Source organism: Bacillus sp. FAU20, assembly GCF_056033865.1.
The window spans coordinates 1,249,650-1,264,217 of the sequence record NZ_JBVYHY010000003.1; the positions used below are offsets into that span (position 1 = coordinate 1,249,650).

General features: G+C 33.8%; 14 protein-coding genes and 1 pseudogene. 9 read left to right on the forward strand and 6 right to left on the reverse strand.

The window, feature by feature from the left end:
* Window positions 1-145 precede the first annotated feature (145 nt).
* Window positions 146-373, forward strand: a complete 228-nt coding sequence (locus tag AC0OM3_RS06760; RefSeq protein ID WP_000849112.1) for a hypothetical protein — start codon at window positions 146-148, stop codon at window positions 371-373.
* 34 nt (window positions 374-407) lie between these two features.
* Here AC0OM3_RS06760 and AC0OM3_RS06765 read toward each other — a convergent pair whose 3' ends face one another.
* Genes AC0OM3_RS06765 through AC0OM3_RS06775 form a run of 3 tightly spaced genes read right to left on the reverse strand, consistent with a single transcriptional unit; the run spans window position 408 to window position 2,990 of the window.
* Entirely contained in the window at window positions 408-1,214 is an 807-nt protein-coding gene (locus tag AC0OM3_RS06765) for an ABC transporter permease (RefSeq protein ID WP_000368769.1), read from the reverse strand.
* Window positions 1,207-1,971, reverse strand: coding sequence for an ABC transporter ATP-binding protein (locus AC0OM3_RS06770; protein WP_000009031.1), 765 nt, complete (start codon window positions 1,969-1,971; stop codon window positions 1,207-1,209). The genes AC0OM3_RS06765 and AC0OM3_RS06770 overlap by 8 nt, the downstream gene beginning before the upstream one ends.
* Before the next feature lie 11 nt (window positions 1,972-1,982).
* Window positions 1,983-2,990, reverse strand: coding sequence for an ABC transporter substrate-binding protein (locus tag AC0OM3_RS06775; protein WP_074594226.1), 1,008 nt, complete (start codon window positions 2,988-2,990; stop codon window positions 1,983-1,985).
* A gap of 120 nt (window positions 2,991-3,110) precedes the next feature.
* Between AC0OM3_RS06775 and AC0OM3_RS06780 the strand changes: the two genes are divergently transcribed.
* The 3 genes and pseudogenes from AC0OM3_RS06780 to AC0OM3_RS06790 all read left to right on the forward strand — a co-directional run.
* On the forward strand, window positions 3,111-3,407 hold the full coding sequence (locus AC0OM3_RS06780; protein ID WP_000455579.1) for a DUF3986 family protein: 297 nt from the start codon (window positions 3,111-3,113) through the stop codon (window positions 3,405-3,407).
* A gap of 10 nt (window positions 3,408-3,417) precedes the next feature.
* Window positions 3,418-3,648, forward strand: coding sequence for a hypothetical protein (locus AC0OM3_RS06785; protein ID WP_000578988.1), 231 nt, complete (start codon window positions 3,418-3,420; stop codon window positions 3,646-3,648).
* Between the two features lie 62 nt (window positions 3,649-3,710).
* Window positions 3,711-3,815: pseudogene (locus AC0OM3_RS06790) on the forward strand (DUF2196 domain-containing protein); the annotation flags it as partial.
* A 52-nt stretch (window positions 3,816-3,867) separates the two neighbouring features.
* Here the strand turns inward: AC0OM3_RS06790 and AC0OM3_RS06795 are convergent.
* Window positions 3,868-5,121: a glycosyltransferase family 39 protein gene (locus AC0OM3_RS06795; RefSeq protein ID WP_000956216.1), complete on the reverse strand. Its 1,254-nt coding sequence runs from the start codon at window positions 5,119-5,121 to the stop codon at window positions 3,868-3,870.
* Window positions 5,122-5,412: 291 nt separating this feature from the next.
* Between AC0OM3_RS06795 and AC0OM3_RS06800 the strand changes: the two genes are divergently transcribed.
* Complete coding sequence (locus tag AC0OM3_RS06800) at window positions 5,413-7,482, forward strand: LTA synthase family protein (protein WP_474211202.1); 2,070 nt, start codon at window positions 5,413-5,415, stop codon at window positions 7,480-7,482.
* A gap of 210 nt (window positions 7,483-7,692) precedes the next feature.
* On the opposite strand, the gene AC0OM3_RS06805 is transcribed toward AC0OM3_RS06800, so the two are convergent.
* Window positions 7,693-8,502 carry an alpha/beta fold hydrolase gene (locus AC0OM3_RS06805; protein WP_474211203.1) on the reverse strand — a complete coding sequence of 270 codons (810 nt, stop codon included), beginning with the start codon at window positions 8,500-8,502 and terminating at the stop codon, window positions 7,693-7,695.
* Between the two features lie 250 nt (window positions 8,503-8,752).
* Here AC0OM3_RS06805 and AC0OM3_RS06810 point away from each other — a divergent pair, with 250 nt between their 5' ends.
* Window positions 8,753-10,006 carry an ATP-binding protein gene (locus tag AC0OM3_RS06810; RefSeq protein WP_000664880.1) on the forward strand — a complete coding sequence of 418 codons (1,254 nt, stop codon included), beginning with the start codon at window positions 8,753-8,755 and terminating at the stop codon, window positions 10,004-10,006.
* The gene (locus tag AC0OM3_RS06815; RefSeq protein WP_001032632.1) at window positions 10,003-11,223 is read left to right on the forward strand and encodes an ATP-binding protein; all 1,221 of its coding nucleotides are present in this window, start codon (window positions 10,003-10,005) and stop codon (window positions 11,221-11,223) included. Before AC0OM3_RS06810 ends, AC0OM3_RS06815 begins: the two co-directional genes overlap by 4 nt.
* A 530-nt stretch (window positions 11,224-11,753) precedes the next feature.
* Here the strand turns inward: AC0OM3_RS06815 and AC0OM3_RS06820 are convergent.
* A complete protein-coding gene (locus AC0OM3_RS06820; protein ID WP_001111116.1) occupies window positions 11,754-12,674 on the reverse strand; it encodes a Nif3-like dinuclear metal center hexameric protein in 921 nt (306 codons plus the stop codon).
* Window positions 12,675-13,048: 374 nt separating this feature from the next.
* On the opposite strand from AC0OM3_RS06820, the gene AC0OM3_RS06825 reads away from it, so the two are divergent.
* Window positions 13,049-13,372: an iron-sulfur cluster biosynthesis family protein gene (locus AC0OM3_RS06825; protein WP_000289570.1), complete on the forward strand. Its 324-nt coding sequence runs from the start codon at window positions 13,049-13,051 to the stop codon at window positions 13,370-13,372.
* A 267-nt stretch (window positions 13,373-13,639) separates the two neighbouring features.
* Complete coding sequence (locus AC0OM3_RS06830) at window positions 13,640-14,545, forward strand: DMT family transporter (protein ID WP_001255416.1); 906 nt, start codon at window positions 13,640-13,642, stop codon at window positions 14,543-14,545.
* The last annotated feature ends 23 nt before the right edge of the window (window positions 14,546-14,568 follow it).

Consider the following 14,568-nt stretch of genomic DNA (forward strand, 5'->3'; position numbering starts at 1 on the left):
ATTGAAAATTCTGTATTTTTATTTAAAAGAAGAAGGAACTGGCGGTATAAAATAGAATTAGTATAAAAATGTCACAATTTAGACACAATTATAATGCGCGTGTTGTAGGGACTATAAGTTTACTCTCGAGGAGGTAATGAAACGTATGAAAACGATTCTTGCTGTTGCTGGTCTCATTTGGGTAATGTCTCACGGTTTTCCGATTTTTGAAGGGGAGCAAATTCGTAGTGCTTTGAATGAAAAGTTTAATGATTATCATGTGATAGATCGAAAAGATAATGTCGTTACAGTACGTGTGAAAGACTGTTTTCATACAGTTACGGTTGCGGATGGAAACATTACAAATGAAACGAAAATGTGTGATAAAAGGTAAAAGAAAGAAGCTGACTATAGCGCACTGTTTTGAGTCAGCTTCTTTTTCTTGTTCCAATTAGAATTTTTTCAAATGCCTCGACAAATACATACATAAGAGTTGCGAGAACACATGTGAGTAGTACGCTAAGTAAAACGAGTGTGAAGTTAAAGACTTGGAATCCGTAGCTAATTAAGTAGCCAAGTCCTTGTTTGGAAACGAGAAGTTCACCGAAAATAACACCGACCCAGGATAAACCAACATTTACTTTTAACGTTGAGATAATTGCTGGAAAGGATGCAGGGAGGACGACTTGCTTATAACATTGCCATTTATTTGCGCCAAATGTGTTCATTACTTTTATATAGTTAGAATCGACTTCTTGAAATGCACTGTAAATAACGAGAATGGTAATGATGATGGAAATGATTACTCCCATTGCGATAGAAGATGAAATGTTTGGACCGAAAATAACGATGATGATTGGACCGAGTGCAACTTTTGGCATTGCATTTAGGACGACGAGGTAAGGATCAAGTACGCGGGCTAGAAGTGGCATCCACCAAAGAAACGTGGCAATAATAGCACCGAGTACCGTTCCAAGAATGAAGCCTAATCCTGTTTCCAGCAATGTCGTCCATATGTGGACCCAAAGTGAACCGTCGATCCATTTCGTTAAGAAGAGATCCCAAATACTCGAAGGAGAGCTAAAGAGTAAAGGATCGATCCATTCTTTTTTGCTAGCTATTTCCCATAGTGCAAAGAAAAGAATAAGTAGTAAAAGCTGTAGTGAGCGAGCAATCCAAGCACGCCTGCGTTCTTTCTTTCGAAATTGTTCATGTAGTTGTTTTATATTATCCAAGTCGTTCCAGCTCCTTCCATATATCTTGAAAGAGGGCTGGGAAATCGTAGTGATGGCGTGCTTCTAATGGTGATAAAGAACGAATACTTTCCGGGACGATAAAGGTTTTCGCGATTTTTCCAGGATTCGCTTGCAGTAAATAAATACGATCACTCATCGCAATCGCTTCTTCAATATCGTGAGTAACAAGTAATGATGTTTTCTTATATTTATTTAGTAAATTGAAAACGAGTTCTTCTAGTTTTAACTTCGTTTGATAATCGAGTGCGGAGAATGGTTCATCTAGTAATAAAATTTTCGGATTAGTCGCTAACGTTCGAACGAGAGCGGCACGTTGACGCATACCGCCGGATAACTCACGAGGATATTGTCCTTCTACCCCATGTAGACCGACTTGTTTTAAAAGATTTAAAGTATGTTTTTTCATCTGTTCATCATAAATCTTCCGAATATGAAGTCCAAGCATAATATTTTCTTCAATAGTTTTCCACGGGAATAAGTAATCTTGCTGCAACATATATCCCATAGATGAAGTTTTCGTTGTAATCGGTTCACCATCTAAAAAGACGATACCGTCAATTGGATCAAGTAGTCCAGCAATGATTGAGAGGAGCGTTGTTTTACCGCAACCACTTGGGCCGAGTATAGAAATAAATTCGCCTTCTTCCACTTGTAAGCTCATATCTTCGAGAATAAGTTTGGCATTCTCTTTTGCAAAAAAGCAGTGAGAAACGTTACGTATTTGTAAAAAACTCATACAATTCGCCTCTATTTCTTAATAACGCTTTCGGCAATTTTTGTATTGACGAGCGCTTCATGTGGGACTTCTTTTTGTAATTCACCAGCGTCTTTCATAATCGTTTGGAGCTGTTTCCATTCTTCCGCATCTAATAGTGGATTTGTCGCATAAGAATGTTGCTTTTTATATCGTTCAATTACTTTTACTGTAATGTCTTTTGAAGTGTCTTTAAATAGCGGGGAAACAACATTAGCAATCTCTTCTGGGCTATGTGTATCAACCCATTGCTGTGCTTTATAGAGCGCACGTGTGAACTTTTCAGCAGCAGCTTTATCTTTCTTTAAGAAACTTTCTTTTGCCATGAACGTTGTATAAGGAACAGTACCAGATTCATTTCCGAATGAAGCGACGATATAACCTTTACCTTCTTTCTCAAGTATACTTGCAGTCGGTTCAAAGAGCTGTACAAACTCTCCAGTACCAGATGCAAAGGCATTTGCAATATTAGCAAATTCGATGTTTTGAATTAAGTTTGTGTCTTTGTGAGGATCAATGCCATTTTTCTTTAAAACGTATTCTCCAACCATTTGTGGCATGCCGCCTTTACGCTGTCCTAAAAACGTAACACCTTTTACTTCATTCCAATTAAAAGAGTCTAATTTTTTACGCGAAACTAAAAATGTTCCATCTGTTTGTGTAAGTTGTGCGAAGTTAATAATCGGGTCTTTTGCGCCTTGTTGATGAACGTAAATAGATGTTTCAGAACCGACGAGAGCAATATCAATCCCGCCAGATAATAGGGCCGTCATCGTTTTATCTCCGCCCGCTGTTGTTTGGAGGTCAACATTTAATCCTTCATCTTTAAAAAATCCTTTTTCAATCCCGACATATAACGGGGCATAGAAGAGAGAGTGGGTAACTTCGCCGACTCGAACATTTTGAGTTTGTTCTTTTGTACCTTCTTTTTTACTACTGCAAGCAGTAAATGTGAAAACAGCTAGTAACGTGATACAAAAAACAGCTATTAATTTTTTCACTATATAACACCTCCTAGAAGTCACTCTACAAGCATGATATGTAGGTAAGTGCCCATATGTGAGTGTAGATAGAAGGAATTTTTCTGGTGATAAAGAAGTACAAATATAAGGGGTGATAAAATGGAGTACGAATATGATGATAGCGTACATTTACATCTTGATTATTTCGGAACAGAATGTGATATGGAATCGATTGCTTATAAGAGGAAGAATGAAGACGTATGGGATGTGTATTTTAATTTTGGAGTATACGGTATTCAGAAAGACGATGTAGAGTTAGGTAGGTTTATGGATGAATATGCTGGTCATTACGTTTTTTCTGTACATGCTCGCGATCTTAGCTGGGAATTTGGAAGTGCCCAGTTTGAAGAGTGGGTTTTGAAAAATCGGATAGTAGAAAAAACGCTACAAAAATAGGAAGAATTTTGTGATTGGATTTCTCATCGTATTATTTATTTTTTTAGCCGGATTTTTTATCATGCAAATACTTATTTACCGATTTGCAAAGAAAAACATCCATAAATATACAAAAATAAAATGGTTTCATATGTGTTTACATATGAATATGAAAAAAGGTCCAAGATTAGATTTTTTTGATTTTGTAATTATAGTACTCGTATGTATCGTATGGAAAATATGGCTGCTTCCTTTTATATAATATACATGCTAATCATTTTCTCTTTTCGTTATAGTAATAGTTATCAAAAACTTGCATTTATAAGTAAAACAGTGAGTGGTGTTGTGAAAGAGATTTTGACAAATACAGAAACACATACATACGGAATTAAAGTACGATTACAGAATGTACAAATTGGCCGTGTGTAAAGTGTTGGATAATAAGAAAGAGGTCGGCCATCTGTGGCCGACCTCTTTCTTATTATGCTTGGTTAGTGCGGAAGAATGGAAGCTTCTGCACAATGTGAATTAATCCGTATGCAAGAATTAAGCACATAAGAGGATTAATGAAAAATCCGTAGCGGTTAATTGCTAAGAATAAGTTTGAGAAGATAATGTAAATAATAGAACTTGCTACTAGCATCATAACGCGTTTATGTTTAAATGAATTTAGCATGAGGCAGAAGCTGCTCAAGAATGTACCGATGATAAACACTCTATGACATAGTTGCATAAAGTTATGAATACGGTATTGGTCTACAGCAGGAGCTGTTTTGAATAACTCAATTGTTTTACCGACAGTGAACCAAGAGAACCAATAAGTGAAGTCCGTCTTAAATCCATTCTTGATTAATTCTTTTGCGTATGCACCTTTGTCATCTAAGCCTTTAGCTCTCATTTCATTTACTATATTTTCATAGCCAATTTTATTAAATGGATCTGCACCGGCAATCAGTGGATCTGCACCTTGGGTTGAGAATAAAATAAATTGGTTGAGCGCTAAATAGTTACGAACAACCCATGCGCCAATAATTAAGAACGGTCCGATAAACCATAACAATCCGATTCGAATGGAGTCTTTAAATCCATATGTAAATAACACAACAAGAACAGGAATGAGCATCATTGGAGCTGGATTTGGACGGAACATAAGTAAAATTGAAACGACAATTCCAAACCATATATGGAATTTCGTTTTATTGTATTTCCATGCGAGAACAAATACATATACACATAACGCCAATAAGAATATGGATGGAACTTCTGTTAGCAATGTACGGAAGTATGTATAGTTACTTGGATAAATAGCATATAAAATACTTGCAACAATTCCATAAATGTTTTTTTCGAACAATTCTTTTCCTATTAAGAATACTAATAGTACTGTACAAAGGTTCATGATCATGTTAATAACAGTTGCTACGTAATAGTAAGGAATGGATGTAATATCAGAAATAATCATAGCGCCAGCTAATAGTAATGGCTGACCTGGTGTGATATATGCATTTTTCCCTGGAACCTCACTAGGTTCTAAATACACATAACCAAATACACCATGTTTTAATAGTTGTTCAGCTGTTAACGAATAGTTAAATGCATCATTTGCACCATATGTTACTTTGACTAACTCTCCATCTAGTCCTGGCTGTTTTACTAAACAAAAAACGTGCAACAGGAAAGAAAGCGCCAAAATTGCATATACCGCTTTAGGCAAACTCTTAAACTTAGTAAGCAAAAATGAGCAACTCCTTTTTTATTAATTCTTTCGTATTTTCATGTGAAATCTTTAATAGTATTAAGGATTTCCAAAACATAGTTATTATATCATAAAGTAGAATATTGAAATTAGGTTTTTCAATAATGAGTAATTTGTATGCCAAAATTTAACTATTTATTAAGGGAATATTAAGAAAATACATCCATGATAGAAGCAAGTATGCAGACGAAATATGTAATATATGTTATTTTAATAGAAATAGTTTTTTCGATGCGGGGTGAAATTAATACATAGAAACGAGGGAATGAATTGAAGTATGGTTCTACACTTTTTCATCTTCCAAAAAGAAATATATTAATTTCTAGCATTATAAGTAGTATGGTGACTTTATTAGTAATAACTATGCTGTTTATAATTTTAAAGGTTTTTAATTTAGACATGATGAAAGATCATTTAAATCAAAAGCTTGTTTTAAGTGTTATGATGATTTTCATATGGGGCATAACGTTTTATATTACGCATTTCAATAAAAAAGAGATGTCTATACTTAGAGCATCCCTGCGAGTGCATTTTATATTATTTTTGCTAGCTCATACAGTAGCGTTATTTTATATTGTCATGCAAGTTAATATGAGTTTCATAGAGGCAATGAATTGGATTTACTTTTATAATATGCAGTTTATATTAAGTTTTGTAGTAATTTATGTAATATATATTCTTGTATATAATTTAATAGGTAAGGTTTTTCTAAGTATGGTTTTAACGAGCTGTACGTTAGTCATTTTATGTATTGTGAATTATTTGAAGCTTATTTTCAGAGGTGATCCGTTATATCCTTCTGATTTCACACAAATTACGCATATGCAATCAGTTATACCGATGGTGATGGACTATTTTAGCTGGAGTTATATGTTTATCATTATCGTAAGTGTCGTAGTTTGTATTGTAGCAGGGATATATATGAGAAGGTATATTCAAAATGTAAAGATTCATCTAGGAATAAGAGCCTTATTAGTAGTAGGATCTATTTTTGTTCTATATGCGTATGGTAATTTTACGAATACATTTATGAATAAAGTATTTCAAAAATCAGGTGTAGATTTTGTTTTGTGGAATCAAAATGAAAACTATGCTTCAAATGGTTTTGTACTTGGGTTTATTAGCAATTTAGATACAACAGTTATGGAAAAACCAAAAAATTATTCTAATGAAAATATGCTTCAAATAGCAAACGATATAAAAAAACAATATAGTGGAAATATAGGGAATCAAAAGAAAAAAGAGAAACCGAATATTATTTTTGTAATGAGTGAATCGTTTTGGGATCCCACGAAAATAACCAACCTTTCTTTTAGTGAAGATCCTGTACCAAATTTACATCATTATATAGAAAACTTTCCTGGTGGACAAACTATTTCTCCTACATTTGGGGGGAATACGGCGAACGTTGAATTTGAGGCATTAACAAGTTATTCAATGAGTTTGTTAAAGCCAGGTTCTATACCATATCAGCAAGTTATTACAAATAAGAAAGAAATTCCATCAATCCCTACGGCGTTGAAAAAAGAAGGTTATTACACAAGTGCAATTCATTCATTTGGTCGCACATTCTTTAAACGTGATGATGTATATAAGGTGTTAGGATTTGATAAGTTCAATGCAGAGGATACGATGGAAAATGTGGATATTGATGGAGATTATATTAGTGATTTAGCGATGAGTAAAGAGATAATTACTGAGTTAGAGAAACAAAAACAACCTACATTTATTCATGCTGTTACGATGCAAAATCATTTTCCGTTTACAGAAGGCCGATTTGGTGAAAACCTAATAGAAATTAGCGGCCTAGAAAATGAAGAATCAAAGGGAGAATTAGAGACGTATACAGAAGGATTAAGACGTTCAGATGAGGCACTTCAATATTTAATTGAGCAACTAGATAATTTAGATAGACCTACATTATTAGTATTCTTTGGAGATCATCTTCCATCATTAGGAACCAATAAATCTTTTTATAAAGAAAATGGGTATATAACGAATGAAAAAACACCAAGTGAACGTTTAGCGATGGCGGAAACGCCGCTATTAATGTATGCAAACTTTGATATGCCAAATGATAATTTAGGTTTAGTAAGTCCAATTCATTTTTCTAATCTTATTTTTGATTATGCAGGATTAAATAAATCCTCATTTTATCAATTTTTATCGGAACTTTACAAGGAAATACCAGTGCTTAGAGATGAATTAAAAGTTGATAAAAATGGAGAAGTAATCAATGATTTAACAAAGAAACAAAAAGAAATGTTAGAGCAATATAAAATGCTCCAATATGATTTACTCGTCGGAAATCAATATAGTAAAGATATCCTCTTTAAATAAAAGAAACAAAAAGAACTTGTATAACGATACAAGTTCTTTTTTCATAGTATTTAACGGGGTAACCAGACAAGCTAGGTTTAGGGAGTATTACTTGTACATTTAGTATATATGAAAATGTAATCGTTTTATTTGTGTATTTGTGAGAAATGTGTGAATTTTATGTTTTGTAAAAAATCGATCATATTAACTTTCATTCTTGTATTGCAGTTGTTATGCATGTAAAAATTTTATCAGTTCTTTATTTAATTCATTCGCTTGATCGATTGGTGAACCATGACCACTATTTGTAAGAGCATGTAACTGAGAATTTTTAATTCGTTGTTGCGTAAGCTCAGCGCTTTTGTAAGGAATTAGTTGGTCGTGAACGCCGTGGAAGATTTTTGTTGGAACGTTAATTTTATTTAAATCTTTTGTTACATCTTCATTTGCAGCTGCTTGTAAAATTTTGATAAGGGCATAAGAAGCGGACTGCATACCGAGATAAGAAAACCATTCAAGGGTTGCGGCTCCTAAGTTTCTATTGAAAAAGGACAAAGATACATCATTTAAAAATTTTGGTAAATTAGCATACATTTGATTAATAAGGGCATCTGCTTGTTCTTTCGGTACACCGTAAGGGGACTCTTGATTTTTAACGAAAGAGGGGGAGACAGCGTCAATTAATGCGAGCTTAGAAATGCGGCGCCCATTATACCGAGACATATAGCGAATAGAAAGAGCACCACCAACTGAGAAACCGACTAACGTAGCGTTCTCTACTTGGAGTGCTTCTAGAACAATTGCGATATCATCGGCTAATCGTTCATACGTGTAACCAGTCCATGGCTTATCAGATTGCCCATTTCCTCGTATATCCATGGCGATACAGCGAAAGCCATGCTCTGGTAAAACATTGAGTTGATATTGATACATTTGATGATTTAAAGGCCATCCGTGAACGAAGAAAACAGTCTTACTACCTGGACCAGGATTAACGTCTTGCACAAAAATATGCACATCTTTCTCGACCGTAACAAACATAAAACTCCCCCTGTTCTATCAATAGGTTCCATTCTAAAAGCTTTGTTTTACTTTTTGGGCCGTCTATATAAAACATCCTCCATAATATACGTATTAATGATCATAGATTTTATGCTCTGTATATAGTCTAAATATATTGCGTTTTTGGTATGATTTTCCTCAAATGTTCGATTTATCTTTGTTTGTCTGTGAAAATCATTTATTATAATAAATGGTATTCTTTGAGATGTTATTTTGAAGGGGTGTTGAAGTGAAAGAAAGTTTTCTATCATATAAAGAAGAAGAAAGGAATGCAAAAATCCTTTTATGGGTGTTATATGTCATTGTTATTGCATATCAAATTTTTTATGCAATCGTATTAGAAGATAAATCAATAATGGATAAGGGATACAACATAATATGGCAAGTTATTTGCGGAGTAGCAATACTGTGCGTGAATATATATTTACTAAAAAAAGAAAAGGCAAACCTTGTTAAATATGCATGGATATTTGCATACATAGGGATAGAAATCGCTAATATAATTTCGTATATTTTTTATAATAAGGCGGCGTTTGATGCGACAAATATAATAGAGATTATTCTCATTTTCTTTGTACCCATATTTTTAAATAAAAAATTTTATGTGTTTTTGCTTTCCTCTATTGTAGGAAAATATTTAATTTATTTATTTGTATTAGAGGAAATAAAAGCATTTATGTTCCTTATTATGTATACCCTTATGTTAATAGTTGCATATATCATTTTAAACCGATTTTTACAATATCTTTCAGCTGTAAAGGAAAGTATTGCGATTGCTAGTGAATCACAAAAATTAGCAGTAATCGGAAAAATGGCAGCGACGGTTGGACATGAAATTAAAAATCCACTCGCTTCATTAAAAGGATTTACGCAATTACAAAGAGAGAAGCATGAAGAGGATCCTGTTTATAAACGTATGATTTTTGAAATAGAAAATATGAATAATATGATAAGCGAGTTGATGGAAGTTGCTACATGCAAGCCTTCTATTTATAAGAAACATGATCTAGGAAAGATTGTATTACAAGCAACAACAACTCTTCGCGAAAAAATGAATGAATTAAATGTGCAGCTTATTTCTAATGTGGAAGAAAAAACAATAGAAGTTGAATGCGATGAACGAAAAATAAGAGGAGTCTTTTTATATACAATAAAAAACGCTTTAGAAGCAATGGAGCAAGGTGGCATATTACATTTACGATTAGAGAATAAAGGAAAAGAGTATGTAATGATCAGCTTAATTGATAATGGTCATGGTATTAAGCAAGAAAACTTAGCCCGTGTTACAGAGGCCTTTTATACAACGAAACAAGATAAAATTGGTCTGGGTCTTACAGTAGCGAATCGAATTGTCACCGAGCACCTTGGTGAGCTACATATTTCAAGTGAAAGAAATACTGGAACGAGAATAGACATTATTTTGCCAAGGAAGTGTGGAAATACTGAAATCCAAGTGGAAGAAAAGCTAGGAGTTACCATATGAATAAAGGCTATATATTTAAAAATGAAGAAATAAAGGCGTTGAAAGTATTTTTAAGTTTATTTTTTATTATATTTTTTGTGTATGATCTTGCCTATGAATTTATCGTACCTTTAATCGCGGGAGAGCAAGAAGGCGTAGGAAAGTTTGAAGATGGTTTAGGTTTATGGCTTTACTTTTTGATGGTAGTATTGTTTTGCATTGGAATATACTTTATGAAATGGAAGAATGTTTTTCCGGTAAAGTATATTATTCTAATTGGCTATAATGTATTAGATTGTATCCATAACATTATGATTTATTATGGTAGCGATGCGGAATTTGACGGTGGAAATATAGTAGAAGTATTTTTTATTTTGTTCGCACCAATCTTTGTAAATAAAAGATATTTCTGGTTAGTTCCAGCGATACTTGTTGGGAAGTACGCTCTTACAGGAATCATTATTCAATCTTCTCTCGTTTTAATCCCAATGGCATTATATAGTATATTTACTATCATATGTTGGATTATATTTTTGAGGGTTCAGTCTTACGTTCGAACGCTTGAAATGATGGACAAAGAAATAAAACAGACAGAAAAACTAGCAGCTGTTGGAAAGATGGCAACGGTTATTGGTTATAAGATTAGAAGACCTTTAGCAAACTTAAAAAAACTTGTGAATAAACAAGCAGACAAGCATCCGGAAGATAAAATTTATAGTGATATTATGAAACAAGAAGTAGATCGGATCCATATAATTGCTACAGAACTTAGTGGATTTGAGAAATCTAAATCACTAGAATCAGAAACTCATAACATACAAGAAATTATCTCTTATGTTATTCGAGTTATGGAAAAGCCTGCTTTAAAACAAGGAGTTCACATACAAGGTATTTACAGTAAAGACTTACCGTCAATTACATGTGATGAAAAACGATTAAAACAAGTCTTTTTTAATTTAATCAAAAATGCAATTGAAGCAATGTCAGTTGGCGGAACAATTACGATTAAAGTTACTGTAAAAGATGGAATCATCATTCAAGTGAAAGATGAGGGATGTGGTATTCCGAAAGATAAAATTCCAAAGTTAAATGAAGCCTTTTATACAACGAAAGAAACAGGAACTGGTCTAGGTTTAGTAGTTACAGAAAAAATTATTAAAGATCACAATGGTAAAATGAGTTTTGAAAGTGAAGTTGGGGTTGGAACGACGGTTGAGGTTATGTTACCACTGCATTAACTACAAAAAACATCACTTATTTGGAAGTGATGTTTTTGTGTTCTTCTTAGGTAGACGTTCTAAAAAAGAGGACGATAACGAAAAATAATATATTGATAGTGAAAAAAGAAAATAATGGATGTTTTACTATGAAAAATATATAATGGCTTTGTCTGTTATTTGTTGTAGTTCATTTATATTTCTATTTGTTGACCCGAATCTCGGGTCTTTTTTTATGAAATGAATTGCTATATATCAGTAATTAGAAAAATAGAACATACAGCACTTGCGGCATGAATATAAAGAGAGGTTGTATTCTCCCTCAAAAATAGGTTTCCAGCTATAATACTGGTAGGTTCGTTTTCTGGCACAACGAAAGCATTTACGTTGGTACATGTGCGTTCTCATTTATTCAGCTATTTGCCGGGCAGTCCGATTGGTGAGGGATGATAATCAGTGGGGGATGAAGACCCCCCACTGATTAAGGTTTCACTTTATCTATTTTTCTGTGGTCGATTGTATTGTGTATATAAATTAAAAAAATGATAGTGTTAGAGCCACCATTTTTCCTGTGGAAGCAAAATAACATCCACATCAAAATTCTCTTTAAACCAATCATACATCAATGTCTCTTTCACTAAATATTCAGAGGCAGAGTGTGACACACCAATTAGAGACATATTCGTTTCTTTTACATAATCCATAATGAGTGAGTATTTATATCGGCCGTAATCATTGTCGATATGGCAATGGATTTCTCCTGTAATATATGCTTCAGCACCTTTTTCTTCTGCTTCCTTCATTAAAGATACAACATCGCCACATCCAGCGATAATTGCGATTTTTTTGATGGAATCATGTCGTTTACCTTCGAAGTCTGTGTAAGGAATCTGGAAGAGTTTTTTTAGATGTTTTTGGAGTGCTTCTGTTGATGTTTCATCTATTTCACAAATAAGGCCAACTGGTTCTTGTTCTGGACCTCCATATGCAAAGTCGTCCACTACAGTAGCGTTTAATGCTTTTGCAATTGAAATACTCGTTCCATGCGTTTGATGAAAATCCATTGGTACGTGACATGTATATATAGAAAGTTGTTTTTCTTTTATTTCTTGCAAATATTTTTCAGGAATTGGTATGAAACCTCGACCGGATCTTCCAATTGGATCACCGCACTCCATTACAAGGGGATGGTGCATAAAGAGTAAATCACCGGGTGTGGATTGTGAAATGAATGTTTCAAGAACGTCATCTGTAGGGAATACAGCTAAAAATACTTTGGTTACATGTTCAGATCCGTGCATCATAAGGCCGTTAAATAAATCTACAAAATTTGCTTCAAAAAATTGTTGCCAAGGAAATTTGATAGGATCATATACGGCTGGTATAAATCGACTAAAGGCACTATCTTTTCCGTATTTTTCAATTTGAAATAAGTGATCGAGTGATTGCTCTATTTTTTTTAAGGCTGGCATGTTTAATAATCCTCCTTAAGATGATTCTTGCTTTATGAGTTGTTTATATTCTTCGTAGCAAAATAAGAAGCGGATAGGAAACAAATAAAACCTAGAATCCAGCTAATAGAAGGAGAATAGGGAAGTACATGCTGTAATAGCCTTCCGCTAGAAATGAAGAAAATACTAAATAGACCTAATAACATAGGATAGCGTTGTAGTTTGAATACAGATAGTAAACATCCTTTCTCCTGCATGAACTACTCATAAAAGCTCGATTGCTGAAACTTTATCACATACATTGTATATTAGTCTTAATTTTCTGTATATAACTTTTAAGAAAAATGGTGATACAATATATGAATGATAAGAGAAGAGAGGATGAAGATTAACATATGTACGTTACTGTAACAGAAGCAGCATATAAAAAGATTATGGATACGATTCCAAGTGAAGCGAAATATATAAAGTTATTTTACGATAATGAGGGTTGCGGTTGTGTCATGAGCGGAATCATCGATTTAGTAGCTGTAGCAGAGAAAGATGAGCGCGATGTGGATATTGAATCAAGCACAATGAATTTTATCGCTGATCGTACAAAGCTTGTATTTATGGACGATAAGTTAACGGTTGATTGGCATGAAGGTGGAGGAACTTTTCAGCTGAAGAGTCCGAGCCAATTTTATAATCCGAATATGAAGTTACATGTTCGAGTGTAGTAAAGGAAAGGTGGTCCAAAATGTATGTTGGAACCACCTTTTTTTATTGTATAAGTTGCTATTATTGTCGTTTTTTGTTGATAAGTCGATATATTTAAAAAATCGCTGATATAATTCGAGTTGCGCCGATATATTCGAAAAATCGCCGATATAAATTCATACACCAAATAACGTACACCTCTCCTGACAATACGAAGATTTTTTCACATAATGAAATGTACATGTGATTGAATTTTCTGTATAATCTTCTTTGCGGAGGGGATACGCATGAGAAGATGGGGAATTGAGTTATTAATTTTAAGTGTTGTTATTATTTGGGGGATTAACTATACAATTGCGAAGTATGGACTTTTAGAATTTACAGCAATTGAGTTTACTGCACTTCGTATGATGGCGGCGGCACCGCTTCTGTTACTCCTTACCTTTTTTATTGAAAAGTCGGTTTATATGGAGCGAAAGGATATACCTAGATTAATCATCGTTAGCGTTGTAGGTATTGTACTGTATCAAACGCTATTTATGGAAACTGTCAAATATACATCCGCTACAAATGCCTCTTTACTCATTTCTATATCACCTATTTTTACAACTGTATTTGCGATTTTTCTGAAACAAGAAAATTTTTCTTCTCGAAAGTTAATCGGTTCTATGATTGCTTTTGTTGGTGCAGCATTAGTTTTAGTAGCAGGGCATTCACTTACTAGTTCTTTTTATGGCAATGGAATTGGACTTATTACATCAATATGCTGGGGGCTTTATCCTGTTTTAGCAGGACCATTAATTAAAAAATATTCAGCATTACGTGTTACAGCATGGTCTGCGCTAGTGGGTGCGATTCCGCTATTATTGTTAAGTGGTCCGCATGTGTTTGTCATGCCATTTCACATTATTCACGGAATGACACTATTTGCTTTACTATATTCTATTTTCTTTGTAACAGTATTTGGTCTAGTAATGTGGTATGTTGGTGTTCAAAAAATTGGAGCGTCACATACGATGGTATATATGTATATAACGCCGCTTGTAGCTGTTTTATTTGCAGCTGTCTGGGCAAATGAATATGTATCGTTTCAACAGATCATCGGTGGAATTATCATTTTTGTCGGTCTATGGTTTGTGAAATCCCAGAAAGGAAAAGTTCATTCTATTGCAGGGGAACCTATATCAAAATAGGAAAACAGATCACCTATGATCTG

Excerpts from the sequence above, each read along its gene's own strand:
- AC0OM3_RS06760 (WP_000849112.1), top strand. The coding sequence starts at position 146 with ATGAAAACGATTCTTGCTGTTGCTGGTCTCATTTGGGTAATGTCTCAC.
- AC0OM3_RS06770 (WP_000009031.1), bottom strand. The coding sequence starts at position 1,971 with ATGAGTTTTTTACAAATACGTAACGTTTCTCACTGCTTTTTTGCAAAA.
- AC0OM3_RS06780 (WP_000455579.1), top strand. The coding sequence starts at position 3,111 with ATGGAGTACGAATATGATGATAGCGTACATTTACATCTTGATTATTTC.
- AC0OM3_RS06805 (WP_474211203.1), bottom strand. The coding sequence starts at position 8,502 with ATGTTTGTTACGGTCGAGAAAGATGTGCATATTTTTGTGCAAGACGTT.
- AC0OM3_RS06815 (WP_001032632.1), top strand. The coding sequence starts at position 10,003 with ATGAATAAAGGCTATATATTTAAAAATGAAGAAATAAAGGCGTTGAAA.
- AC0OM3_RS06820 (WP_001111116.1), bottom strand. The coding sequence starts at position 12,674 with ATGCCAGCCTTAAAAAAAATAGAGCAATCACTCGATCACTTATTTCAA.
- AC0OM3_RS06825 (WP_000289570.1), top strand. The coding sequence starts at position 13,049 with ATGTACGTTACTGTAACAGAAGCAGCATATAAAAAGATTATGGATACG.
- AC0OM3_RS06830 (WP_001255416.1), top strand. The coding sequence starts at position 13,640 with ATGAGAAGATGGGGAATTGAGTTATTAATTTTAAGTGTTGTTATTATT.